This window comes from Providencia sp. PROV236 (assembly GCF_033676985.1).
GTDB classification, from domain to species: Bacteria; Pseudomonadota; Gammaproteobacteria; order Enterobacterales; family Enterobacteriaceae; genus Providencia; species Providencia manganoxydans.
This window is the reverse complement of record NZ_CP096297.1, coordinates 1,812,201-1,836,431: the sequence shown is the minus strand read 5'-3', so window position 1 is coordinate 1,836,431 and position 24,231 is coordinate 1,812,201. Positions and strand designations below refer to the sequence as shown.

Genomic DNA, 24,231 nt, shown 5'->3' with positions numbered 1-24,231 from the left:
GCTTTAAATTATAATGATAGTCTAAAATGTATACCTAATACCGCCTAGACCTACCCAGCCTAAACGTTGTTCAGTGAGCGAACTTTTTGCTGCATCGCCAACAAGGTAATAAGCGCCAATGCCGGTATAAAGGATCATATTTTCATTGACGTTATAATTTAAAATCGCGCCGCTATGAATATCTTTAAATCCACTACCTGCATCGTACTCATTAAAACGTGAGCGATTAGCTTGTTGTTTAGAAACACCAAAATAGGCTTGATTATATGCTTTATTTCCCCACACGGTAGCCAGCGTATATTCAACATCCCACTTATCATTTATTTGATAGTAGCCTATCCCACCTAACTCTACATTCACCGTTCGACCAATATCACGACCACCATATTTACGATCTGAGGTTGCCATATCAACAGATGCGTATAATTGGTAATCCTTTATGCTGTAATTAATTTCCGCACCGACGGTCATTGAACCATCAAGATCCCCCATTCCTTTGAGATCTTCATTTTTACTTCCCAAAATACCAATTTTTTCATCACGACCTGCGTCATAACCGATTCGGCTAGAAAAAGTCAGACTTTCTGTTATTCCTATTGCCCACTCAACCCCCTCTAAACCTATGCTGAATACACCATAATCATCAGAAATGTACCCATAATTCAAATCAATCAGCGGTGAAAACAAATATTTACTTGATCCTTCATAGGCTGGCATAAAAGAAGCTCCGCCACCTAATACCAAAACACTTTCTCCTGCCATAGAGCTACTAAGCGGCAATAGCCCTACAACAATCGTTGCTACCGTTTTCAATCTTTTCATTAATAAATCCTAGATTATTTTATTAATATATTTTTTTACGAATAAAAGTTCTAATTTCTTTTATTGGGTTAAGATCGCTTTTTATTCCACCCGTGATTTTTCCAGTGGTAATACACTGCTTCTCTCTTTTACAGGTATTAATTTCTTTCAATGAAAGCATTGATAGTGATGTTTTTGATGTATGTTCAATATTTTTCCCGACTAAAACCGACGCAATGGAAATAACCATCACAAAAATAGGGATCTCAATTAGTTTTAATTTCATTTTCTTTATTCCAATAACTGAGTAGGTGCTAAGATAATAATCTTATTCATATTTCTTACCTTAAAAATTGGTTAAACCAACCTTAAGGATTTATTAAAGACGCCATTAGTTTTGTCGGGTTAACCTCTATATAATTCGAGATGCCGCTAAGCAATAAGTTAGTGAGGCGGCGCTGACAAGATGAAAACTGTGTGACGGGCACGAATAGACATCGTTTCTATCCACAAATGAAAAGTACGACAAATTAAAACATGACGATTATAATCGTTAATAAATGACTACCTATTGATACCGCGCTCTAGGTCTATAGAGGTGATAAAATGAATATCTTATTAGTTGAAGATGATCTTCAACTAGGCAAAGCGCTATGCCGTGGTTTAGAGTTGGCTGGCTTTAACCCGCTATGGGTTCGATTACTTTCTGACGCAAAACATCAATTAAATACACGTAATTTCGACTTGATGTTATTAGATTTAGGCTTACCTGACGGTGATGGCAATGAAGCATTAATCGCCTGGAGAAATTCGGGCCAGTCAATTCCAATTATTATCCTAACCGCTCGTAATCAAATGGATAATTTGGTAACTAGCCTAGATTCCGGTGCGGATGATTTTTTAACTAAACCATTTGCAATGCCTGAGTTGATTTCTCGAGTCAAAGCAGTCAGCCGCCGTATGGCTGGGTTTTCCTCTGAAATTTGGCAACTGGATAACCTCCAACTAAACCCATTAAACCATCAAGTATCACTGAATGAGCAATTACTATTACTTTCAGGTAAAGAATATCAATTATTATATGAATTGGTAAAAAATGCCGATAATGTGGTGCGTAAGGCCGATCTCGAACAACGCTTATTTGGGCTAGATGATAAAGTTGAAAGCAATTCTCTCGAAGTCCATATTCATAATTTACGCCGTAAAATAGGTAAAGACCGCATTATCACGATCCGCGGTATTGGTTATTTACTCAAAAAAGAAGCGCAACCAAGTGAAAGTTAAATCCTTTTTTATCTATACTTTTTTCTTACAGATAAGCTCTGTCGTTTTATTGTGGGCGCTATTTGTTGGCTGGCTACAATTTTTCTATCTACCGGATATTGACGATGACTTTAATCGCCAACAAAAAATAGTGACTCAGGGTTTTGCGGATACGCTAGGTGCGGTATCTAACAATCCTGAATATTTTGACCAAATCGCTACCTCATTACAAAAAATGTATACCGATGCGATGGAGAATGGATTAGAGGTATCTTATAAACCTTTCGTGGTCGTTCGCAATAGCAAAAGTGATGTCCTTTATCGTAATAGTGATGAGATTAATATTTCAGCTGAAACGACATTCGAACATTTAAAAAAACAATACCCTGAATGGCATTTCACTGTTGCATGGAATAATACACACACTATCCAAGTGATCTTAGGTGAATCCTATTTTGATCGCAAATCGATAATCGGCAGTCCGGCTGAAGGGACAGCCATTCCCTTATTATTTATTTTAGGTCTTATGCTGATTGCCATCATTGTTACAGCTTATTTTAGCTTACGGCCATTAAGGCAAGCGGCAACCATTATTTCCAGCCGTCAGCCCGGTAACCTAACGCCAATAGCAGTAAAAGAACAATACAAAGAAATTCGCCCTATTATTACAGCAATTAATAATTTAATGTCTCGTGTTGATTCTGCGAATCAACGTGAAAAACGCTTTATGGCTGATGCTGCCCATGAGTTAAGAACTCCGATTGCCGCGGTTATTGCTCAACTCCATTTGCTCATGCAAATACAAAATATAAAAGAAAAAGAAGAAATTATTAAAGATATGCAGGCGACATTAAATCACGCAGCATCATTGTCCCACCAGCTGATTGATTTAGCACGCTTAGAAGCTGAAGATTTTCCCTTAAACAAAGAGCTCATCGACTTACCCGCATTAATTTCCCATATCACCTCATTACATGTACCACATGCAATTAACCAGAACATTGATATTGAGTTACAAAGTCCCAATAGTGTTCTAATTACCACCGATAAACTAGCCTTAAGCACCATTTTTACTAATTTGCTAGAAAATGCGATTAAATATAGTGATAAAAAAGGTAAAATCAAAATAACCATTAAGGACTTAACCCCTTTTGGAGCCACGATCACAGTACAGGACAATGGACGAGGAATACCCGATGAAAGTCGCCAACTTATTTTCTCTCGTTTTTATCGAGTACCTGGAACAACCGAAATTGGTAGTGGACTTGGACTTTCAATCGTACAAAATTTAGCAACCAAAATTAATGCGGTGATCCGTGTAACCGACGGCTTAGAGAAAAAAGGTGTGGGTTTCATTATTGATTTACCTTAATGTTGATATACTTTATGTTTCTACGTTGATATACCTACACATTGGGTGATTAAAATTTAGATAATAAGTATTCACTGAAGGAAAACACATGTCACAAGCTCTGATTATTATTGACTTGATTGAAGAAATAGTCGGTAAAAATGGTTTATCAAATACCAGCTATCAACAAACTCAAGAACGTAATGTGATTGAAAAATCTAATCAAGCAGCTGCTTATGCCCGCGAGAACGATATTCCTATTATTTGGGTCAAAGTTGGCTTCGCGGATGATTATCATGATATCCCTGCTGGCTCGCCAATGTTTAATCGCGCAAAAGCATTGGGGGCATTAAAACTCAGTAGTGTAGGTTGTCAATGGGTCAACGAATTAGATGTCCAGTTACGTGATCTGATTATGATAAAAAAAGGTGTTAGTGCCTTTACAGGCAATAAATTAGATCATTGGTTAAAGGAAAATAATATTAACCACATCTTGTTTGGAGGAGTGAGTACATTAATGGCAATTCAGAGTAGCGCCCGCTTGGCTCATGACCTCGGTTATCAAGTAACTGTCATTGATGAACTTTGTGCCGCAGCAACCCTTGAATTACATCAACAAAGCTTACAAGCACTCCAAGGAATGGCCACAATATCTTCACTATCAGAATTTTTGCAAGGGAAGATTAAATAGCCTTCAAACTTTATATTCCTTTCTCAAAGCCAGTGAGTTAATACTTCTGGCTTTCCTACAATTGAGTTATCCATTTAAATCAAAAAACATTAACTATCTATCTCTATCTTAAACTGACCATGAATTTTGGTTTCCTTCGCAAATCAGTTCAAATCCCAACAGATAAAACTCTAAACTAGAGCAATAATTCTACAGATGCGCCATTTATTGATTCAATTAGTCATGTTTAACGATAACAGCGAGTATTAGCAATAGGTATTTTTTATTAATTTTGTGAAATAGTTATTGAATTACCTACTAATGGTCTATATTTTTAGCATTAATTCTAATCACCCTATTCAATCACTCTTTATTTGATGTAAGGGAGTAATTTATTATGCTTAATCTCAATCAGAACCAACTCAAAAATCTTGCCGAATCACAGTTAAAGGGCCATAGAACCATTATTTATCTAGTTGCCTTGCTATTGTTAGTCGGGGGCGTAGTTTGTATTACTAATCCCATCGTATCAGGTATCGCTTTTAGCTCGTTAATTGGTGTCATGTTATTAATCAGTGGCGTTGCCGTAATTTTGAATATTGTTTTCAACCGCCTGTATGCCAATGTTTCAGTATTTTTTAGCTTAATCGCAGGTATTGCCTATCTTATCTTAGGTTATGCGTTTATTACTGATCCACTACAGAGTTTGCTATTTCTTGCGGTATTTGTAGCTGTGTTATTTATTATCGGTGGGGTAATCCGTCTCTTTGTTGGTGCTAAGTTATTTAGCTCAGCGGCGGGGATGATGAATATATTGATCGGTATCTTAGACTTTATCATTGCCTACATGCTACTTAGCGGTAACGCTCAAACATCAATTACCCTATTAACATTATTTATCGGGATCGAGTTACTATTTAGCTCTTTTAACCTATTCTTGCTAGCGGGTGCACTCAAGAAAAACGCCAAATAATGTAGTCATTGACGAAGTGGGATAAAAACGAGTTTTTTCCCGCTCCGTGTGACCAGTCGAAAATCAATAAATTGATTTTCCTCGTTTATTTCAAGACCGCCGACAAACCGAATACGTTTGTCAGCGGCCTGAAAGAGTATATTGATGGCAAGTGGTATTTTAATCTCACCCACTTGCCATCAAATAATTTTTAAATATTAAAAAATTATTTAGCCACATGCTTGACTTTACACTTCTAAAAGTTAGAATGCTCTCAAGTGATCTAGATCACAATCTAACATTTGGAGCTTCCATGAATACCATCAAAGAATTTATTAGCAATGTTCAAGAAGTCATTGAATTACTTGCAAAACGTTTTATGTAAGACCACGTTTTCCTATTACCTCATCTTTAGCGTTTTTTGACTCAAATTAACTTCAGTTATGATGAGTATCTGCATTTTTTGCAATACAGCCTTAAATGACTTTAAGGCTGTTTTTTTATTCAAAAACGTCCTCAATCACTTTCACAACCACTGCGGTCCCTATCGCCATTAGCACCAAATCACGGCCACTCATACGCCATTCATAACCATCATAAACAGGTAGACGTGATTCAAAATGCCTTGGTAAACGTCGCTTAGCAATACCGGGTGGAAAAGGTCTTCCCACAATAACCTGTTTTGCAATCCCCGGAGGTAAACGTGAATAGCCTGTCATACCATAATCAACTGCTATTGGTCTTACTGAACCAAAATTTAAATTAATATTAAATCCCGGTGATACTGGTTGCTGAACAACGATAACTTCATTTGGGTAATATCTCTTTTCATGATGCTTTTTGCCGCGCTCATTGTGTTTATGGTTGTGTGAGTTCTCATAATAATTTTTCTGACGCCCATTTCCTTCACCATGATGACCTTTTGGATCAGCTTGTGCAGTATAAGGTAATAGCCCGCTACTCATCATTAGTAGAGCAGAAAGTAAATACTTGCTAATTGCTGTTTGTTTCATGATTACGTCTCCCGCGACTCATTGCGCTTAAATTAGTCGGGCTGACAACTTTCAACAATCGGAATTTATCCCATAATACGTAATTATAAGTAAATTTGGACTTGATAAGGCCACGCTATTTATAATATCCTGCCTGATGATATATCTATTTATTTATAACTTATATTTATCTATTTTTGCTTATTTTTAACTTTTATTTTTAACTACCTTAGTTTTTTTAACCATAAACAATGAAGTGTTATTAAATTTATGTTATTGTTTCTCAGTAGGTTATCGCATTAAACACTTAATACATCTACTCTAAATAATTCGAGGTGTAGCTAAACGCTAAATGATGATCGCTAGGAGCGCTAGAAAACTCAGCGATTTGTACATCTATTGACTGCTTCAACTTGAACTATGACGAGTCTATTTGATGTCAATTAGAAGGAGAAAACATGCAGCAGCAACTGCTAGACTGGGTACGCCAGTTCAATCAAGATTATGCCGATATTGCTTCACTTCTCATGGTGCTAGGTTTGATCATCGTCGTCGCGCTGATCTTGCATTTCATCTTACATAAAATCATTTTACCTCGCATAGAAAAGCAAGGTCAGAAAAAAGGCCAAGGTTGGCAACGCCAATTAACTCAATTTAGCTTATTTAACCGAATCGCCTTTGTTATTCAAGGTGTTGTGGTTAATATCCAAGCGGTATTGTGGTTGCATGCAGGCTCTACTCCTCAACAGATTTTAACTGTTGCTTCGCAAGCTTGGTGTATGCTTTTCGGTTTGCTAACTTTTTACTCTGTTCTCGATATATTGCATAGCGTATTACAACGTGCAGCGAAAACAGCTCACTTGCCATTACGTGGTATTTTTCAAAGTGTCAAACTGATTGCAACAGTACTGGTTGCGATTATGATCATTGCATTGCTGATTGGTAAATCCCCTCTGATTTTACTCAGCGGTTTAGGTGCAATGACCGCCGTCATGATGTTGGTGTTTAAGGACCCAATCATGGGGCTGGTTGCGGGGGTTCAACTGTCCGCCAACAATATGGTTAATATTGGTGATTGGCTAGAAATGCCGAAATATGGTGCAGATGGCGCGGTTGTTGATATCGGTTTAACTACCGTTAAAGTGCAGAACTGGGATAATACGGTTACAACCATACCTACCTACGCGTTAATTTCTGATTCGTTTAAAAACTGGAAAGGAATGACGGAATCAGGTGGTCGCCGTATTAAACGCAGTGTTCGTCTAGATACCACCAGTATCCATTTCCTTGGGCAAGAAGAGATCGCTTCTTTAGAAAAAGCCAATCTGCTTGAACCTTATATGGATAATAAAATCTCTGAGATCAGCGTATTCAACTCTGCTATCCCTGAAGATAAAGCGACGCCACTTAATCAACGCAGACTCACCAATATAGGGACATTCCGTGCCTATGTTGAAGCCTATATGAAGTCACATCCAAATATACATAAAGGAATGACGATTATGGTTAGGCAACTTGAGTCAGATTCCAATGGTTTACCGATTGAAATTTACGCCTTCACTAACACAACGGCATGGGTAGAATACGAACGGATCCAATCAGATATTTTTGACCATATCTTTTCGATATTGCCACAGTTTGATTTACGTGTTCATCAGTCACCAACAGGTACTGATATGCGGGCTATCGGTCAACAAGTTTCACTATCCGATACTCACCAGTAATTAGTTAGTTTAGCTTATATAATTACAACTTAAGTAGTATATCTACAGAGGGGGAAACCCCTCTTTTCCTGCCTTTAATGCCCTCCTCTATATATTTAATGATATAACGATAGATAATTTAAATGTGACTATTCAGTCTAATCACCCAAAAACTCTTTATAAATTAAAGCGATAATAATCAATAGTCTTTCATTTATCAGGGATATTGTTGATGTAGGTCATGTTACTTATTCGCGACTTTTTTTAACATGAAAAGTAAGAAAGTGATATCGATCTTTACATATAGGCAATGTCAATGCATAAAACTACTAAAAATACTCATTTAGGAGAGTTGAGCAGGCGCGAATTTATTCAAGCCTCCGCAACAGTTGCAACCGCAGCAGCGGTCGCGGGCTCAATCAGTCTCCCTTTTGCTGCTCAAGCAAAAACACCAGAAATCATGCCTGATGAAATCAGTGAGAAAATCAGTTATAGCGCCTGTTTAGTGAACTGTGGTAGTCGCTGCCCACTAAAAGTTCATGTAAAAGATGGCGTTATCAGCCGAATTTCCAACGAAACCATGTATGACGATTCTACTTTAGGCGAACATCAAATTCGTCCATGTTTGCGTGGTCGTTCAGTACGCTGGAAAACATACAATCCTGACAGATTAAAATATCCGATGGTACGTGTGGGTAAACGTGGCGAAGGTAAATTCAAAAAGATCAGTTGGGATGAAGCCACCACTATCATCGCCGAAAAACTCAAATATACGATAGATAAATACGGTAGCGATGCTATTTATTATCAATATGGTACAGGCTCAACAGGAGCTAACCTACACGGACGCGCCGCTTGTAAACGTCTGCTTAGCCTAACCGGTGGTTTTCTCGGTGACTACGGCACCTATTCCTATGCACAATTAATGGAAATCACCCCTTATGTGTACGGTAGTGTTGAAGAATCATTATTATCTGAAATTCAAAACTCTGATCTCGTGGTGATGTTTGGTCATAACCTTGCAGAAACGCGTATGTCAGGTGGTGGTCAATTTTATGAGACTTTAAATGCGCTCGATAAGAGTAAAGCAAAAGTGATCATTATTGACCCTCGTCGTACAGACAGTGTCACGACACTTGGTGCAGAGTGGATCCCTATTTATCCGGGAACTGACGCCGCATTAGTGGCTGCATTAGGTTATGTGATGATCCAAGAAGGCTTAACTGATGAAGCTTTCTTGAAAGATTACTGTGTTGGTTGGGATGAAAGCACGCTACCTGCTTCCGCACCACGCAATGCCTCTTATAAAGATTATATTTTAGGTAATGGACCTGATGGCATAGCGAAAACGCCTGAATGGGCAAGTCAACTCACCGGTATTTCTGTATCACGCATTATTCAACTCGCTCGCGAAATTGGTAACTCCAATCATGCATGGATTTCACAAGGTTGGGGGCTACAGCGTACAGAAAATGGTGAGCAAGCATGTCGTTCTATCATGATGCTCCCTATCATGTCCGGTAATATTGGTCGTCCTGGTACCAACACGGGTCTTTGGGGCAACAGTGTCGCTTACCCTGTTGCAGGTTTCGGCTTACCAAACCCCGTTAAGGCAACCTTACCTTCATTTATGTGGACTGAAGCGATTGTTCGCGGTAAAGAACTGACCGCTGAAAATGGGGGTATTAAAGGTGCCGATAAACTGAATAACGATATTAAGTTTATGTGGTGCTATTCCAGTAACGTCATTGGTAACCAACACGCTGACTTGAATAAAACCCATGAAATCCTTTCTGATGAATCAAAATGTGAGTTTATTTTAGTCTGGGATAATCATAATACTCCATCAGCACAATACGCTGACCTATTATTACCAGACGTAACCCCGGTTGAAACTAACGACCTTATCAATAACTCTTATGCGAGTGGTGCTTATCACTATCTCGTGCGCTTACAAAATGCAATAGAGCCTCTGTGGGAAAACCGCCCTAACTACGATGTCTTAGCTGAAATTGCTGAAAAAATGGGAGTTAAAGATCAATTCACCGAAGGTCGTAGCTATGAAGAGTGGATTGAGTTTTGCTACAACAAAACGCGTGAAAAAATGCCGCATTTACCTGAGTTTAGCGAAACTAATGGCGGAGGCATTATTGATCGTCAATTTGCTGACACCTCAAAATATATTGCACTAAAAGATTTTCGTGATGACCCTGTGGCAAACCCACTCAAAACGCCATCAGGCAAAATCGAAATCTATTCAGAACAATTAGCTGAACGCGTAAAAAACTGGGAGCTACCAGAAGGACAGCGTATCCCTGCTATTCCTGAATACTGTGTCAACAAAGAAGGTGTTGAACAGCAACGTAGTCAGCAAAAATTCCCTCTGTTAATGACAGGTTTCCACGATAAAGGTCACGTTCACTCAAGTTATTTTAACGTTGAGATGCTACGAGAGGCGATCCCGCATCAGTTTTGGCTCAACCCAGTTGATGCTCAAGAGCGTGGTTTAAATAACGGTGATATTGCAGAGATTTTCAATGACCGTGGTCGTATTCAGATCCAAGTTAAAGTTACTGAGCGCGTATTACCGGGGGTGATCGCTGTGCCACAAGGCGCATGGCGTACATTAGACACAGCAGGATTAGATACAGGTGGCTGTATCAACACCCTCACCTCACAAGTTCCTTCCCCATTGGCAAAAGGAACACCACAACATACAAACCTTGTTGAAGTGAAACGCGCTTAAGGAGTTAATTTATGAAACAGTATGGCTTTTATTTTGACTCCACAAAATGTACTGGCTGTAAAACATGTCAGGTCAGTTGTAAGGATGAAAAAGATCTCGATTTAGGCCCTAAATTCCGCCGAGTTTATGAGTTTGGTGGGGGGAGTTGGCAAAAACAAGACGGTATTTGGCAGCAAAATGTGTATAGCTACTATTTGTCGATCTCTTGTAACCATTGTTCAAATCCCACTTGCGTTGAAGGCTGCCCGACAGGTGCCATGCACAAACGCGCGGAAGATGGCCTTGTGGTGGTTGACCAATCTGTATGCGTAGGCTGTCGTTACTGTGAGTTACGCTGTCCATATGGTGCACCGCAGTACGATGAAAAGAAAAAATTGATGAGCAAATGTGATGGCTGTTATGAACGTGTAGCCAAAGGCATGAAACCCGTCTGTGTTGAATCATGCCCACAACGTGCATTAGATTTTGATGATATTAATGTGCTACGTGAATTGCATGGCACTGAGTGTGGTATTGCTCCAATGCCAGACCCGAGTATCACAAACCCTAATATTGTCATCAAGCCACATAAAGATGCGAAACCATCTGGCGATAAAAGTGGCGAACTGAAAAACCCTGCGGAGGTGTAAAATGCATGAACTACCACTCGTTTTTTTCACCGTGCTGGGTCAGTCCGCTGCGGGTTTATTTTTGCTGGCTTATCTAAGCAAAAAAATGGGTTCAATTGATGAAAAACAATTGAAAAATGCCAATATCCTAGCCTTCATTGTCGTTGTGATTGGTTTAGGTATTGGTGGCCTACACGTTGGGCAGCCATTACGTTTCTTCAATATGCTGCTCGGTGTTGGTCGCTCACCAATGAGTAACGAAGCATTTTTGAGCGGTATATTTGTTGGTTGTGCAGCAGCGACACTGTTCTTTACTCTATTTTATAAAAAACCACTACTGCGTGAGCTAGCCAATATTGCTACCGTAGTAACTGGTGTGGCTTTTGTTTGGTCAATTCCACAAGTTTATAATATTGCCTCAATTGCTAATTGGAACACCGGTTACACAACACTCCAGATGTGGATGACGATGTTAGTTGGTGGTGGTGCTTTAGCAATTGCTATTGGTGCTCGTGGTTTGGGGATTGCTTCTTTCTTAATTGGTGCTGTGGTTATTTTCGCTAGCCGTGCGGGATATCAAGCATTTCTTTCTGAAAGTGGACCGGCCCTAAGTGCAGAACAAACTGGTTTTTGGGGATTCCAAGTCGTTGTTTTGGTTATTGCATTAGCAGGTTTTGTCGGCATGGCATTAAAACAACGTGCGCCAAAAGCCACTTTAGCCACTTGTGCCGCCGCAGTACTACTTGCTGAACTAGCAGGCCGTATTGCCTTCTATAATTTGTGGCAAATCACCATGTAACCCCTCTTTTAATTTCATGTTAAACCAAAGAGCCTGCTGTTGCAGGCTCTTTACTGTAGATACCCCATTGATTCACCTATTTACTCTTAAAAAGACGAATTGGGTTGTTGGAGAAATGCGATCTCCTCTTTAGTCGATAAACGTCCAACTATCTCATTACGATGTGGATAACGACCAAAACGATCAATAATTGCCTTATGCTGCATTTCATAATTCAAGGTATTATCATCCCCTAAACCGCGAAATAGCTCCACCGCTTGTTGATGAATAAAACTGGATTCGGAATGCATAAAAGGCATCAAAACAAATTTACGTTGTGACAACGACAATAAGTTATAATCAGGCTGTTTAATTGCTTCTTGAGCCAGTACTAATGCCATTTGGTCTTGAGCAAAAGCTTTAGGTGTATCACGCCAAATATTACGTGAGAACTGATCGAGTACAATAATTTCTGCCAATCGACCACGAATCGAAATTCGCCAATATGCCAACTCCCCTTTTGCAGCCCGATCCAAAACGCCAGCAAAGCGTTGTGTAATCACTGCATCAAATTTTGTGCTTTTTTCAAACCACTGTTTTGGTGTTGACTCCTCAAACCAAAATGTCAAAACGTTTTCCATGGTATTCATTGTTGTTAGATACCTAAGTTTGTTAGTGATAAGTTATTTTTTATCGTAAATAAAACCGTTAATCATTGTCATGAGCTATCTCTTAAAACAACAATAATTAGAGAAATATTTTGTATTTTTGCGAACCAGTTCCAAAATATTCGAGTATCGATGCACGCATATTAATCAACAAGTGATCATTTATTCTTTAAACACTTCCATTATTAATTATAAACTGATTGATTATATTTGATGTTCAATAACCATTAATTAATGCTGCTATCTGTTGATTTGGTATTTAATGCCAATTTATAATGAATTTTCACGCCATTACATACATTTGATGAATCCAATGATAAGATTTATTCCGTAGCCATTAAGTGTATTCTTTACTCATCTTAATAAGGCTAGTTTGGTATCACCAAATAACTGAATTTATCAACTGTCAATTCGTCCGATACTCTAACGAATTGAGAGCACAGCTCTCGGTAGCAAGTGAACAAATCGCTAGAAGCATAGAGAACGATATAACTAGTACAAATGGGAACATAATCGATAACGCTGCAAGTTGACGTATTACTAGTATATTACCTACAGCTCAGTGTTTGACCTAATATTTGGCTTTATACTCTAAATAATTCGAGATGCAGGTAGGCGACAAGCGAAGATAGATGGGGAGCATAGATGAACTATGTGACTCGGCGAGCATAGCGCAATCAACAACCCGGCATCTTGAAGTATGACGAGTATATATGTGTTGAAGGAGCAGTTTGAATGGCAGGACATATGGTACTCATTGGGTGGGCATTGTGGGTTAGCCCTTGTGGCACTGATGCCTGTGATGCACTTCCCGTCACTGAGTCCATTTTTACAGAACAACAATGTATAACGCGTAAATCCTACCTTGAGTCTAAAAGACCCAACCTCTATTTTATGTGCGGTGAAGTCTATCGTGATAGTGAAGAGATAAAAAAAGACGATCATCACAGCGTTCCTGCACCTAATCCGCCATTACGCTCGCTCCCTGAGCGCAAATCACGTTAATCTCACTTTAGGGGCGTTGTTTTTACAACTTTAAAAGCCCCTAGAAGAAAGTAAAATCACCACTATTTCGACGACTTAGCAAATTTCAGCAATCTTATTTTCTGCATCAATGTAATCGCCTTTGCGTGCAATATATCTGAGTGTACCCGCTCGATGCGCCATAACTTGTACTTCCATCTTCATCGCCTCCATCACCCCAATCACTTCACCTTGTGATACCTGATTACCGTCAGCCACCAGCCAGTTAAATAACACTCCTGAAATAGGCGCATTAACCACATGTTCCTGATGTTCATTATTGGCTGTGGTTGTCACGGGTTCAGAAGATGATAATGATAAACCGGCTAACAACTGTACTGGCAATCCTAACTCGCAGCGTTTACCGTCAATTTCAATAAAGGTACGTGTCAACTCACTATTGTTTTGAGGTAATTGACGTTTCGCCGGCGCAATATCAGCCTTAAATTCTGTTTCAATCCAGCGAGTATGCACTTTGAATTGTTCACAGAAGTCAGCGTGTTGCATAACAGCACGATGGAATGGTAGTACCGACGCGACACCCTCAATCTCGAATTCCGCCAACGCACGGCGAGCCCGTTGAATAGCCTGCTCACGACTATGACCTACAACAATCAGTTTTGCCATCAATGAGTCAAATGTACCCGGTATTACTGATCCTGAAACAACACCACTATCTAAGCGGACACCCGGCCCTGTAGGAGCATCAAAACGCAAAATTGTGCCCGGTGTCGGTAAGAAACCATTGCCTGCATCTTCCGCATTAATGCGGAACTCAAATGCATGCCCTCTCGGTTTTGGTGTTTCAGTCATGCTTAATGGCAGCCCTTGAGCAATTCGCAGTTGCTCAAGGACTAAATCAATACCTGCCGTTTCTTCTGTGACTGGATGCTCTACTTGCAAACGTGTATTGACCTCAAGAAATGATAATTTACCATCTTGGCTTAATAAGAACTCTACCGTACCTGCGCCGACATAATTGGCTTTAGTACAGATATCCACGGAAGCTTTAATGATCTGCTGTTGCAACTGTTCGGATAAAAATGGTGCGGGGGATTCTTCGACTAATTTTTGATTACGGCGCTGCAATGAACAATCACGCGTCCCCACAACAACTACATGACCATGTTGATCTGCAATAACTTGCGCTTCGATGTGGCGAGGGTTATGTAAAAACTGTTCAAGGAAACATTCACCACGACCAAACGCTGCGGTCGCTTCACGAACTGCTGAATGGTATAGCTCTTCCACTTCCTCCATTTGCCATGCCACTTTTAGGCCACGGCCACCACCACCAAATGCGGCTTTGATTGCAATGGGTAAACCATTTTCATGAGCAAATTCGACGACTTCTTGTGCATTCTTAACCGGCTCTTTCGTTCCCGAGACGAGTGGTGCACCTACCTGCATGGCAAGTTGACGTGCCTTAACTTTATCGCCTAATACTTCGATCGTTTCTGGATTTGGCCCTATCCAAATTAACCCTGCTTTTTTAACCTCTCGGGCAAATTCAGCTCGCTCAGATAGAAATCCATAGCCTGGGTGGACCATTGTCGCACCTGATTTTTTGGCAATATTAATCAGCTTTTGCATATCCAAATAGCTATCTGCTGGTGTATTACCTGATAGTCCATAAGCTTCATCCGCCATTTGAACATGCAGTGCACTCATGTCCATGTCTGCATAAACCGCTACAGAACCAAAACCGATATCACGGCAGGCACGGATAATACGCACCGCTATTTCACCACGGTTCGCGATCAACACTTTATGTTGGGTATTGTTATTAATTATAGGCATAAGCGTCACGGCTCCCTTCGCTCTCTTTAAAAGCTCTAATTGGGTTAAACTGTATTTTGGCATTAACGGGTATTTGCCCCGCCAAATCTAAATGGTATTCACAAACCGCACCGATCACTGGGTAGCCGCCGGTTAAAGGATGATCATTTAAGAACAAAACAGGCTGACCATTTGCTGGGATCTGAATAGCACCAATACAGGTTCCTTCACTCGGTAATTCTTGATGTTTTTCTCGTTCAATCGCAGTGTCCCCCAGAAGCCTTAACCCGATACGGTTAGAATCCGCAGTGACTTGCCATAATTGTGAAGTTAATACTTGAATGGCTTGTGAAGTGAACCAATCCGTACGCGGTCCTAAAATAATATCAAGAGTCACCACATCATCTGCGGTTGGATAAGCCAAACTAGGTGTCTCATTTAACGCAAGCGCCGTTTGTAGCTGCACTAATTTCACTGCTAACGTTTGTCCATTAACCAATGGCGATGGACCAACCTGTGCTAATGTGTCAAATGAACGGCTACCTAATATAGGAGCAACGTCAATTCCGCCCCGTATAGCCAAATAACTACGCACTCCTGCGCTGGCTTTGCCAAGACGAATAGTGTCTCCTTGAGCTAAATGGATAGGCTGATACTGTGATGCAATGTACTTAATGTTATCAGCTGTCATTATTTCAACCTCACAACTGGCACCAGTTACTGCCACCAGCAAAGATTTATTCGCTTGAGCCTTAAAGCCACCTTGCGTAATTTCTAATGCAGCTTCATCGATAGCATTACCCACTATACGGTTAGCGGCGCGTAAAGCGCTTTTATCCATAGCCCCCGATTCTGAAATCCCCAGTTCGGATTGCCCTTTACGTCCAAAATCTTGCAGTAATGTTTGTAATCCAGTAGCAATGATCGTCAGATCTTTCGCAGCCGTGTTGCTATCGAATATCTGAGTGCGTGGTAAACTATGTGTCACCCTCGTTTTAGCCGCATCAACATAATTAACGCGATAGCCCGGTTTGAGTAACGCAGGCTCAGTGCGTTGCAAATCCCACACTGCCGTTTCAGTGATCCCAATCAACTGCCAACCACCCGGACTTGCTTGTGGGTAAACACTACTAAACTCCCCCGCCAAAGCCACAGAGCCAGCAGGAATACGGATCCGTGGTGATGAGCGACGAGGGACATTTAGCTGCGCATGTTGCGAAACCATATAAGCAAAACCGGGGGCAAAACCACAAAAAGCCACCTGATATTCATTTTCTGTATGTCTTTCGATCACTTCTTTAACAGAAATTCCGAGGTGTTGCGCAACATCGCCTAAATCTTCCCCATTATAATGAACGGGGATCGTGACTAATTGACCCAGCTTCAAATCCGCAGTAGCTACATCCAGTTGTGATATTTTGCTAACTAACCAATTTACCTCTGTTGTTAACGGATTAAAACGAACCAAGACAGTACGAGCAGCCGGTATAATTTCTTCAATTGCTAACTGTTGTGACATGTTACGCAATAAATCAGTCAAGGCCATTGTCTCTTCAAGACTTTGTAGCTCAATCATGAAAGCACTTAAATTGACAGGTAAAAATCGCATTAGCCCCTCCTAAACATGATAAGCTGCATCAGGCACATCCGTAATAAACATATGACCCGGTGCATGGCTAAGTGCAAATGGTACCCCTGATTTCATGACTGCGGCCTGTGGTGTCACACCGCAAGCCCAAAATACCGGTATCTCGCCGCTTTGAATACGTACAGGATCACCAAAATCGGGCGCCATAATATCCGTAATACCGAGTGCTTCTGGAGCACCAATATGTACGGGTGTCCCGTGGACAGAAGGGAAACGGCCAGTAATACTGACTGCATCAGCAACACGCTCAGCAGGAATAGGACGCATCGAGACCACGAGTTCCCCTTGTAAGCGGCCCGCAGGGCGACATAAACGATTGGTTTTATACATGGGCACATTGGTATTATCGCTAATATGGCGTACATCAATACCCGCTTCCATCATTGATGTTTCAAATGTAAAACTACAACCAATTAAAAAAGTCACTAAATCAGGGTGATCACGATAAATCTCTGTCGCATCAGTGATCTCAGTTTCTAGCTTTCCATTTCGCCAAACACGATAGCGTGGAATATCTGTACGTAAATCAGCACCTTCTGCTAAAACAGTCTGCCAACTCCCCGCTTCACAAACATCTAATACAGGACAACTCTTGGGGTTTCTTTGCGCATATAACAGAAAATCAAATGCCCAATCACGCGGTAAGGCAATCATATTCGCTTGTGTCATACCCGCGGCAAGACCCGCTGTTGGCTTATCAAAGCCTTGGCGGATCGCCTCTCGGGCTGATCTTGCTGCTGCAATCGCGTGTTCCGATGCTTTAAACAGTGTTGTCATAACGCCCCTCCCGCAAAAGCAGAGATACTCACACCATTTTGTTGCAATAACTCACGCACTTGCTGTGCCATCGCCACCGCGCCTGGGCTATCGCCGTGAACACAAATAGAACCCGCTTCTATCGGGGTAAATTGACCTTCAATGGATATCACTCCACCTTCATTCACCAGTTGCAGCATGCGTTGCGCAACTTGCACAGGATCATGTAATACCGCCCCGGCTTCTTTGCGTGAAACTAATGTGCCATTGGCATGGTAAGCTCTATCCGCAAAAGCCTCTGCAACCACTGTCAAACCACGCTCTTTCGCCCATTCAATCAATGGTGAACCCGCTAAAGCGACTAATATTAATTTTTCATCAACAGCATTAATTGCATCAATCACCGCCATGGCTTGACGTTTATCATGGGCAATCGTGTTGTACAGTGCTCCATGTGGTTTCACATATTGCACTTTGCACCCTGCCGCTGAAGCTAGCCCTTTCAGCGCACCGATTTGATAAATCACATCTGCAATTAATTCATTTGCAGCGATATCCATATTGCGGCGACCAAAACCGACTAAATCGGGGTAGCCAACATGGGCACCCACTACCACACCATTTTGCCTTGCCGCTTTTAATGTTTTTAAAATCCCTTCAGGTGATCCGGCATGAAAACCGCAAGCAATATTCGCACTGCTGACAATGTTCAACATCGCATCATCATTACCCATTTGCCACTGACCAAAGCTTTCTCCGAGGTCACTATTTAAATCGATTATTTTTTGCATCCGTTTCATTGACCTCTATTTTAAGTAATTAAAGATAGCTTCTACTGACATCACGCCCATGTACCATGTTAATGCACAAATGATGACACCAGACCACAGCAACCAACGTGGATAGTGATACCCAGACATCAAATCAGCACGTTTCCAACCGATATACACAAAAATGGTTAAGCCAATTGGTAAGATCAGCCCATTAAAACCACCAGCAAACACTAATAAAGCGGCAGGTGCCGTCCCCATCATTAAATAAACAGCTAAGGAAATCGCGATAAAAATGATGGTGGCGATATTACGCTGTCTTTCTGTGACTGATTTTTTAAACGCAGTGATAAAACTCATAGAAGTATAAGCAGCACCAATAACACTGGTCAGTGCCGCAGCCCATAAAATCAAACCAAAAATACGTAATCCGAAATTACCTGCCGCAGCTTGAAAAGCTTGAGAAGCTGGATTTGCTGATTGTCCTGAAATATCAATGGTTACCCCACTTGCAACCACACCTAAAATGGCTAAGAATAAAATGTAACGCATTAAACCAACAACTAAGATGCCCTTGGTTGCAGCACTTGAGACAACGTTAATATTTTCGATACCCACAGCACCTTTATCGAGTAAACGATGCGCACCTGCATAGCAGATATAGCCACCTACCGTTCCACCAACAATTGTCGTGATCATCGCAAAATCAACTGTGTCAGGAAGTACACTCTGACGTAATGCTTCACCAACAGGTGGGTTTGATGCAAAAGCAACAAACAGAGTTAAACCAATCATTACCAGACCTAGCACAATAATGATCCGATCGATAAAGGTACTGGCTTTACGAGAAGAGAAAATATAGATTGCCAATAATGCGCTAATTAACCCTCCCCATTTTGGATCTAAGCCAACCAACGCGTTTAATCCTAAACCTGCACCCGCAATATTACCGACGTTAAAGATTAATCCACCAAAAATAACCAGTACAGCCAGCAAATAGCCACTACCCGGTATAGTTAAGTTAGCAATCTCTGACGAATGCATTTTAGTTAATGTCACAACACGCCAAATATTTTGTTGTACAACAAAATCGATGATGATGGATGCAAGGATCCCAAAAGCGAATGCTGCACCTAAGGTAACGGTAAAGGTTGCCGTTTGAGTGATAAAGCCGGGGCCAATCGCTGAGGTCGCCATTAAAAAAATGGCACCTATCAATGAAGTTCGCCTATTTTTCACAAATTCTGCGGTATTGGTACTTTCTTGAGATGCCATGTGCATACTCCTTTCGGATTGTTTTTGTCGTTATTGATGTTGTGATCGCCATGTACTCTAAATAATTCGAGGTGCAGCCGGGCGACAAGTGAATGAATTCGCTTGGCGCATAGAAAATACAGTGACTACCGCAAGTCATCGTAATCACCATACCAACGAAAAGCGCTGCAACTTGAAGTATACCGAGTAGGAGGCAACTTTCGTGCCATTGTTCTACCAAGAGTAATTATTGTTAATTAATCTTCACCAGATTGTTGAACAATTAATAAGGAATGGTGAATTAACAAGCAATAAAAATCGTTTTTTGGTGTTTAAAAATCAAATACTGATCACTTTTTTAACAAATCATGCAAATAATTAACATTAATTGAAACCAACGATTCGACAATACGCACCAAGTTAGTGCAAAAATCATAAATTAGCCTTAACAATGCACCAAAACGAGCCTTGATGCCTTTTAGGTTATATGTGAAGATAATCTATTGGCTGTGTATAACTGACTCTTTATAGTACAAAATACTTATGACTAAACGACCTGTAGCACAAACATTAGCTGTCACTATTGCAGAAACTATCCGCTATAAAATTACTATTGGCGTGCTCACACCAGGTCAACGTCTGTCTGAAGCTGCCTTAAGTGATGAACTGGATATTTCACGTAATACACTACGTGAAGTGTTTAGAGTTTTAACACAAGAAGGGTTACTTACTTATGCACCAAATAAGGGCGTGTTTGTCTCTGTTCCTGATATGGCTGCAATTATCGATATCTATCAAGTCCGCCGTTTAGTGGAATGTGATTCCTTAATACATGCTTACGCGTTGCATCCCGCAGTGCAAAAAATGAAACATGCAGTCAGTGAAGCACGTGAACAAGAAAAAGTGGAAAATTGGATTGGTGTGGGGACTGCCAATATGAAATTTCACACTGCTATTGTTGAACTCTCTGATAGTGAGCGACTAATTAAGTTATATCGCAATGTCGCGGCTGAATTGCGCTTAGCATTTGGGCATCTTAACGACCCTAAAATTCTTTATGCTCCTTATATTGATAAGAACCAATTTATTTTAGAATTACTTGATACTGGTAAAAACCACGAAGCAGCCGAAACACTCCGACAATATTTAGATCTCTCAGAGCGCACATTACTTGCCGCTTATAAACGTAGTCAATCAAGTTATTAAACACTCGGTCTTTATATTTAACAAATCTATATTTATCCTTCTTGGAACTAAATTTTATTTAATAATAATATTGTGCTAATTCTCACTTCTCAAAACCCTCTTCTGAATATTTAACACTTTTATCGTATTTATTGATTTTTTACTCACCACTTTTTTACTGATACTTTTTCACTCACATGTTCATTTTACATACAAAAAAAACAAAAAAGTAACAATAAGAAAACAATTAATTAATATTAAGATTTACTCCTATCGCTTAAAAAATAATTTTTGATAAGACAAATAGCGCATGACAGTATTAAATTGTTACAAATTAATACATATCAACAATAAAAAATAGTTGCTTACATCAATTACTCGACTAAATGACTCAATATTTACGATCTAACAGTTGTAGTTTTAACGAATATTCGCTATAAAATTTGCGCTAGTAAAAATACAAACATAAAAAATATTAATATAATTGAGATCCCATTATGACTTCAAACCACATTTCGACGAAGAAACCGTTTAAGTTTGGCCTCGGATGGCAAATTTTAGTTGCACTAATTTTAGGGGTTGTTTTAGGCGCTTTTCTGCATGAAAGCGTAGAATATAAAGATTGGTTAATTGTGAATGTATTATCACCAGCAGGTAAAATATTTATTCAATTAATTAAAATGATCGTCGTTCCAATTGTTATTTCAACTCTGATTGTCGGTATTGCTGGAGTTGGAAATACTAAACAACTCGGTTCGTTAGGTTTTAAAACCATTCTTTATTTTGAAGTAATTACCACTATTGCAATCATTGTTGGTATTAGCTTTGCCAATATTTTCCAACCTGGAGTTGGCATTGATATGTCACAGCTGACGCAGGTTGATATCTCTCAATATGAAAAAACAACTCAAGAAGTCGAAAGCCACCCTTCTGGTATTATTAATACCATTCTGACGATGGTGCCAAGCAATATTTTTGCCTCGATGGCCGGTGGTGAAATGCTACCCGTTATCTTCTTTGCCGTATTATTTGGTTTAGGCCTCTCATCCTTACCAAAAGAAAAAAAGCAACCTTTGCTAGATGTGCTACAAACGTTCTCTGAAACTATGTTCCGAGTGACTAACATGATCATGCTCTATGCACCTATCGGTGTATTTGCCTTGATCTCAGTGACCGTGGCTAACTTTGGATTTACCTCATTAGTACCGCTGTTGAAACTAGTCGTCCTTGTTCATTGTGCCATCCTCTTCTTTGCTATTGTGGTATTAGGATTAGTTGCACGTTATTGCAAAATTAACATTTTCACTCTAATGCGCATCTTAAAGGATGAGCTATTATTAGCCTACTCAACCGCCAGCTCAGAAACAGTATTGCCACGTATTATGGATAAAATGGAGCAATACGGCGCACCTAAATCTGTAACCAGTTTTGTTATTCCAATCGGTTACTCATTTAACCTTGATGGCTCGACCCTTTATCAAAGTATTGCGGCTATCTTTATCGCCCAGCTCTATGGTATTGAGCTATCCATCGGACAAGAGTTGATTTTAGTATTTACCTTAATGATCACATCTAAAGGTATTGCTGGTGTACCGGGCGTCTCCTTTGTGGTACTGCTAGCCACATTAGGTAGTGTCGGGATCCCACTTGAAGGCTTAGCATTTATTGCCGGTGTTGACCGAATTCTTGATATGGCGCGTACCGCACTGAATGTAGTTGGTAATGCCCTAGCTGCACTGGTTATCGCTAAATGGGAACACAACTACGATGAACAAAAAGCACGTGAATATGAGAAAACATTTTAATCATTACATGCTTTAGGTAAAAAGGCCGAGATATTTCTCGGTCTTTTTTATTTATAATTTAAATAAGTTGATATTTCATTACATATATAGATAATAATGCAAATAAGAGTAAAAACCCATATATTTAAACATGTTAGTTTTATCATTTCGTATATAGGAAAAATATTATTTTACCTTCAATAAAAACAAAATCGTGACCTTCCACACACAAATATCAATACATTCCAGTAAGTATATTTACTTCACACTAAGGCCGTGTTAAAAATCACTTAAATCGACTAATAATATTTATATAACAATAAAATTAAATATAGCATCTATAATAAAAGATAAATATTATCTATTATTTGGCTTACATATCCTTAATTTTTACAACACCAATTTATTTTATTTATTAATACTAAATAAAAATCTGATAATGCTTTGCTAACAGGAATGGATATAATGAATAACAAAATTCTTTTATTTTTAATTTCATCTTGTTATATGGGAGATATTATGGCAACAAACTATTTTGTTGATCCTCAATCTTCCTCAGCATTATGGGTTGAGAAAAATAAAAGTGATCCACGAGCAGAACCCATTAATAAAAACATTGCCTCTGTCCCTACTGCTATCTGGTTATCTTCCATTCAAGAAAGTGAATTTGAATTAACACAGAAGATCACAAACTATATTGCACAAGCCGAAAAGCAAAAAACTGAATTAATGTTTGTTGTATACGGTTTACCCAACCGTGATTGCTCAGGACAAGCCTCCGCAGATAACAGTGCAGATCAACAAAAATATAAAACATGGATTGATACTCTGGCAAACACCATCTCTGACACTAAAATGACAATTATTTTAGAGCCGGATGCGCTAGCAGATATAAGTTGTCTAACAGAAGCACAGCGTTCAGAAAGGATCAATTTAATTAATTATGCTGTCTCAAAATTTAAAACAAAATCTCCAAATGTCTATGTCTATCTAGATGCAGGAAATATGAAATGGGTGACAGCAAAAGAGATGGCTCAATCGCTAATATCAGCAGGAATTAAAGATGCTTATGGTTTTTCTTTAAATATCTCTAATTATCACGCGACTGACCCAACCCTAAAATATGGTAACGATATTAATCAATATTTAACTGAGCTAGCTAATGTACAATCAAATATCATGATTGATACATCACGTAATGGCAATGGTGCTTCAGGACTGCCTAATGATTGGTGTAATTCAACAGGACGAAAAATCGGTGATAGGCCAAAAGATATATCCGCAACAGTTAAAACCGCTTGGATTAAACCACCTGGAGAATCTGATGGTGATTTTTCTCCATCAGCAGACTGTCATGGTGGCCCTAAAGCCGGTGTATTTAGCCCAGAATTAGCAATGAAATTAATTGAAGGGAAGTAAGTGATCAGGATGGTTATTCAGGAAAGAAAATAATCATAAAATGGAAGGAAAAATAGAAATGCCGATAGAATATCGGCATTT

General features: G+C 39.7%; 21 protein-coding genes. 12 read left to right on the top strand and 9 right to left on the bottom strand.

Annotation, left to right across the window (positions count from 1 at the left end):
• Positions 1 to 21 precede the first annotated feature (21 nt).
• Together M1E96_RS07990 and M1E96_RS07985 are read right to left on the bottom strand one after the other, a co-directional pair.
• Positions 22 to 822, bottom strand: coding sequence for a MipA/OmpV family protein (locus M1E96_RS07990; protein ID WP_272579991.1), 801 nt, complete (start codon positions 820 to 822; stop codon positions 22 to 24).
• A 22-nt stretch (positions 823 to 844) separates the two neighbouring features.
• Positions 845 to 1,087: a hypothetical protein gene (locus M1E96_RS07985; protein WP_272579990.1), complete on the bottom strand. Its 243-nt coding sequence runs from the start codon at positions 1,085 to 1,087 to the stop codon at positions 845 to 847.
• A gap of 320 nt (positions 1,088 to 1,407) precedes the next feature.
• Between M1E96_RS07985 and M1E96_RS07980 the strand changes: the two genes are divergently transcribed.
• From M1E96_RS07980 to M1E96_RS07965, 4 genes are all read left to right on the top strand, one after another.
• Positions 1,408 to 2,085 carry a response regulator gene (locus tag M1E96_RS07980; protein ID WP_070927867.1) on the top strand — a complete coding sequence of 226 codons (678 nt, stop codon included), beginning with the start codon at positions 1,408 to 1,410 and terminating at the stop codon, positions 2,083 to 2,085.
• Positions 2,075 to 3,436 (top strand): ATP-binding protein, encoded by a 1,362-nt coding sequence (locus M1E96_RS07975; RefSeq protein WP_272579989.1) that lies wholly within the window; start codon positions 2,075 to 2,077, stop codon positions 3,434 to 3,436. The genes M1E96_RS07980 and M1E96_RS07975 overlap by 11 nt, the downstream gene beginning before the upstream one ends.
• A gap of 88 nt (positions 3,437 to 3,524) precedes the next feature.
• Positions 3,525 to 4,106 (top strand): cysteine hydrolase family protein, encoded by a 582-nt coding sequence (locus M1E96_RS07970; protein WP_140178520.1) that lies wholly within the window; start codon positions 3,525 to 3,527, stop codon positions 4,104 to 4,106.
• 376 nt (positions 4,107 to 4,482) lie between these two features.
• Positions 4,483 to 5,058 carry a DUF308 domain-containing protein gene (locus M1E96_RS07965; protein ID WP_140178523.1) on the top strand — a complete coding sequence of 192 codons (576 nt, stop codon included), beginning with the start codon at positions 4,483 to 4,485 and terminating at the stop codon, positions 5,056 to 5,058.
• Positions 5,059 to 5,537: 479 nt separating this feature from the next.
• Here M1E96_RS07965 and M1E96_RS07960 read toward each other — a convergent pair whose 3' ends face one another.
• Entirely contained in the window at positions 5,538 to 6,050 is a 513-nt protein-coding gene (locus M1E96_RS07960; protein WP_337979920.1) for an anti-virulence regulator CigR family protein, read from the bottom strand.
• Positions 6,051 to 6,487: 437 nt separating this feature from the next.
• On the opposite strand from M1E96_RS07960, the gene M1E96_RS07955 reads away from it, so the two are divergent.
• The 4 genes from M1E96_RS07955 to M1E96_RS07940 all read left to right on the top strand — a co-directional run bounded on the left by M1E96_RS07955 (position 6,488) and on the right by M1E96_RS07940 (position 11,885).
• Positions 6,488 to 7,753 (top strand): mechanosensitive ion channel family protein, encoded by a 1,266-nt coding sequence (locus M1E96_RS07955; protein WP_070927857.1) that lies wholly within the window; start codon positions 6,488 to 6,490, stop codon positions 7,751 to 7,753.
• 289 nt (positions 7,754 to 8,042) lie between these two features.
• Positions 8,043 to 10,478 carry a DMSO/selenate family reductase complex A subunit gene (locus M1E96_RS07950; RefSeq protein WP_369427455.1) on the top strand — a complete coding sequence of 812 codons (2,436 nt, stop codon included), beginning with the start codon at positions 8,043 to 8,045 and terminating at the stop codon, positions 10,476 to 10,478.
• 11 nt (positions 10,479 to 10,489) lie between these two features.
• Positions 10,490 to 11,107 (top strand): DMSO/selenate family reductase complex B subunit, encoded by a 618-nt coding sequence (locus M1E96_RS07945; RefSeq protein WP_008910766.1) that lies wholly within the window; start codon positions 10,490 to 10,492, stop codon positions 11,105 to 11,107.
• A gap of 1 nt (position 11,108) precedes the next feature.
• Complete coding sequence (locus M1E96_RS07940; RefSeq protein ID WP_283125291.1) at positions 11,109 to 11,885, top strand: DmsC/YnfH family molybdoenzyme membrane anchor subunit; 777 nt, start codon at positions 11,109 to 11,111, stop codon at positions 11,883 to 11,885.
• 86 nt (positions 11,886 to 11,971) lie between these two features.
• Here M1E96_RS07940 and M1E96_RS07935 read toward each other — a convergent pair whose 3' ends face one another.
• Positions 11,972 to 12,514 (bottom strand): DUF924 family protein, encoded by a 543-nt coding sequence (locus M1E96_RS07935; RefSeq protein ID WP_070929291.1) that lies wholly within the window; start codon positions 12,512 to 12,514, stop codon positions 11,972 to 11,974.
• Positions 12,515 to 13,267: 753 nt separating this feature from the next.
• Between M1E96_RS07935 and M1E96_RS07930 the strand changes: the two genes are divergently transcribed.
• Positions 13,268 to 13,537, top strand: a complete 270-nt coding sequence (locus tag M1E96_RS07930) for a hypothetical protein (RefSeq protein ID WP_070929290.1) — start codon at positions 13,268 to 13,270, stop codon at positions 13,535 to 13,537.
• A gap of 75 nt (positions 13,538 to 13,612) precedes the next feature.
• On the opposite strand, the gene M1E96_RS07925 is transcribed toward M1E96_RS07930, so the two are convergent.
• The 5 genes from M1E96_RS07925 to M1E96_RS07905 are packed head-to-tail and all read right to left on the bottom strand — an operon-like array spanning position 13,613 to position 19,783.
• Positions 13,613 to 15,355 carry a biotin carboxylase N-terminal domain-containing protein gene (locus M1E96_RS07925; protein WP_319066572.1) on the bottom strand — a complete coding sequence of 581 codons (1,743 nt, stop codon included), beginning with the start codon at positions 15,353 to 15,355 and terminating at the stop codon, positions 13,613 to 13,615.
• Positions 15,342 to 16,943 (bottom strand): 5-oxoprolinase/urea amidolyase family protein, encoded by a 1,602-nt coding sequence (locus tag M1E96_RS07920; protein WP_319066574.1) that lies wholly within the window; start codon positions 16,941 to 16,943, stop codon positions 15,342 to 15,344. Before M1E96_RS07920 ends, M1E96_RS07925 begins: the two co-directional genes overlap by 14 nt.
• Before the next feature lie 9 nt (positions 16,944 to 16,952).
• Positions 16,953 to 17,759 (bottom strand): putative hydro-lyase, encoded by an 807-nt coding sequence (locus tag M1E96_RS07915; protein ID WP_070929288.1) that lies wholly within the window; start codon positions 17,757 to 17,759, stop codon positions 16,953 to 16,955.
• On the bottom strand, positions 17,756 to 18,529 hold the full coding sequence (locus M1E96_RS07910; protein ID WP_272579982.1) for a LamB/YcsF family protein: 774 nt from the start codon (positions 18,527 to 18,529) through the stop codon (positions 17,756 to 17,758). Before M1E96_RS07910 ends, M1E96_RS07915 begins: the two co-directional genes overlap by 4 nt.
• 15 nt (positions 18,530 to 18,544) lie before the next feature.
• Positions 18,545 to 19,783: an NRAMP family divalent metal transporter gene (locus M1E96_RS07905; protein WP_283125295.1), complete on the bottom strand. Its 1,239-nt coding sequence runs from the start codon at positions 19,781 to 19,783 to the stop codon at positions 18,545 to 18,547.
• Positions 19,784 to 20,305: 522 nt separating this feature from the next.
• Here M1E96_RS07905 and M1E96_RS07900 point away from each other — a divergent pair.
• The 3 genes from M1E96_RS07900 to M1E96_RS07890 all read left to right on the top strand — a co-directional run bounded on the left by M1E96_RS07900 (position 20,306) and on the right by M1E96_RS07890 (position 24,150).
• Positions 20,306 to 20,968: a GntR family transcriptional regulator gene (locus M1E96_RS07900; protein ID WP_319066575.1), complete on the top strand. Its 663-nt coding sequence runs from the start codon at positions 20,306 to 20,308 to the stop codon at positions 20,966 to 20,968.
• Positions 20,969 to 21,444: 476 nt separating this feature from the next.
• Entirely contained in the window at positions 21,445 to 22,752 is a 1,308-nt protein-coding gene (gltP, locus tag M1E96_RS07895; protein WP_140178551.1) for a glutamate/aspartate:proton symporter GltP, read from the top strand.
• Positions 22,753 to 23,250: 498 nt separating this feature from the next.
• Positions 23,251 to 24,150 carry a glycoside hydrolase family 6 protein gene (locus tag M1E96_RS07890; RefSeq protein ID WP_319066576.1) on the top strand — a complete coding sequence of 300 codons (900 nt, stop codon included), beginning with the start codon at positions 23,251 to 23,253 and terminating at the stop codon, positions 24,148 to 24,150.
• Positions 24,151 to 24,231: the final 81 nt, after the last annotated feature.

Coding starts and splice junctions, on each gene's coding strand:
- M1E96_RS07905 (WP_283125295.1), bottom strand. CDS start 19,783: ATGGCATCTCAAGAAAGTACCAATACCGCAGAATTTGTGAAAAATAGG.
- M1E96_RS07900 (WP_319066575.1), top strand. CDS start 20,306: ATGACTAAACGACCTGTAGCACAAACATTAGCTGTCACTATTGCAGAA.
- M1E96_RS07925 (WP_319066572.1), bottom strand. CDS start 15,355: ATGCCTATAATTAATAACAATACCCAACATAAAGTGTTGATCGCGAAC.
- M1E96_RS07960 (WP_337979920.1), bottom strand. CDS start 6,050: ATGAAACAAACAGCAATTAGCAAGTATTTACTTTCTGCTCTACTAATG.
- M1E96_RS07940 (WP_283125291.1), top strand. CDS start 11,109: ATGCATGAACTACCACTCGTTTTTTTCACCGTGCTGGGTCAGTCCGCT.
- M1E96_RS07935 (WP_070929291.1), bottom strand. CDS start 12,514: ATGAATACCATGGAAAACGTTTTGACATTTTGGTTTGAGGAGTCAACA.
- M1E96_RS07955 (WP_070927857.1), top strand. CDS start 6,488: ATGCAGCAGCAACTGCTAGACTGGGTACGCCAGTTCAATCAAGATTAT.
- M1E96_RS07990 (WP_272579991.1), bottom strand. CDS start 822: ATGAAAAGATTGAAAACGGTAGCAACGATTGTTGTAGGGCTATTGCCG.
- M1E96_RS07980 (WP_070927867.1), top strand. CDS start 1,408: ATGAATATCTTATTAGTTGAAGATGATCTTCAACTAGGCAAAGCGCTA.
- M1E96_RS07945 (WP_008910766.1), top strand. CDS start 10,490: ATGAAACAGTATGGCTTTTATTTTGACTCCACAAAATGTACTGGCTGT.
- M1E96_RS07915 (WP_070929288.1), bottom strand. CDS start 17,759: ATGACAACACTGTTTAAAGCATCGGAACACGCGATTGCAGCAGCAAGA.
- M1E96_RS07985 (WP_272579990.1), bottom strand. CDS start 1,087: ATGAAATTAAAACTAATTGAGATCCCTATTTTTGTGATGGTTATTTCC.
- M1E96_RS07920 (WP_319066574.1), bottom strand. CDS start 16,943: ATGCGATTTTTACCTGTCAATTTAAGTGCTTTCATGATTGAGCTACAA.
- M1E96_RS07910 (WP_272579982.1), bottom strand. CDS start 18,529: ATGCAAAAAATAATCGATTTAAATAGTGACCTCGGAGAAAGCTTTGGT.
- M1E96_RS07930 (WP_070929290.1), top strand. CDS start 13,268: ATGGCAGGACATATGGTACTCATTGGGTGGGCATTGTGGGTTAGCCCT.
- M1E96_RS07970 (WP_140178520.1), top strand. CDS start 3,525: ATGTCACAAGCTCTGATTATTATTGACTTGATTGAAGAAATAGTCGGT.
- gltP (WP_140178551.1), top strand. CDS start 21,445: ATGACTTCAAACCACATTTCGACGAAGAAACCGTTTAAGTTTGGCCTC.
- M1E96_RS07965 (WP_140178523.1), top strand. CDS start 4,483: ATGCTTAATCTCAATCAGAACCAACTCAAAAATCTTGCCGAATCACAG.
- M1E96_RS07890 (WP_319066576.1), top strand. CDS start 23,251: ATGGCAACAAACTATTTTGTTGATCCTCAATCTTCCTCAGCATTATGG.
- M1E96_RS07950 (WP_369427455.1), top strand. CDS start 8,043: ATGTCAATGCATAAAACTACTAAAAATACTCATTTAGGAGAGTTGAGC.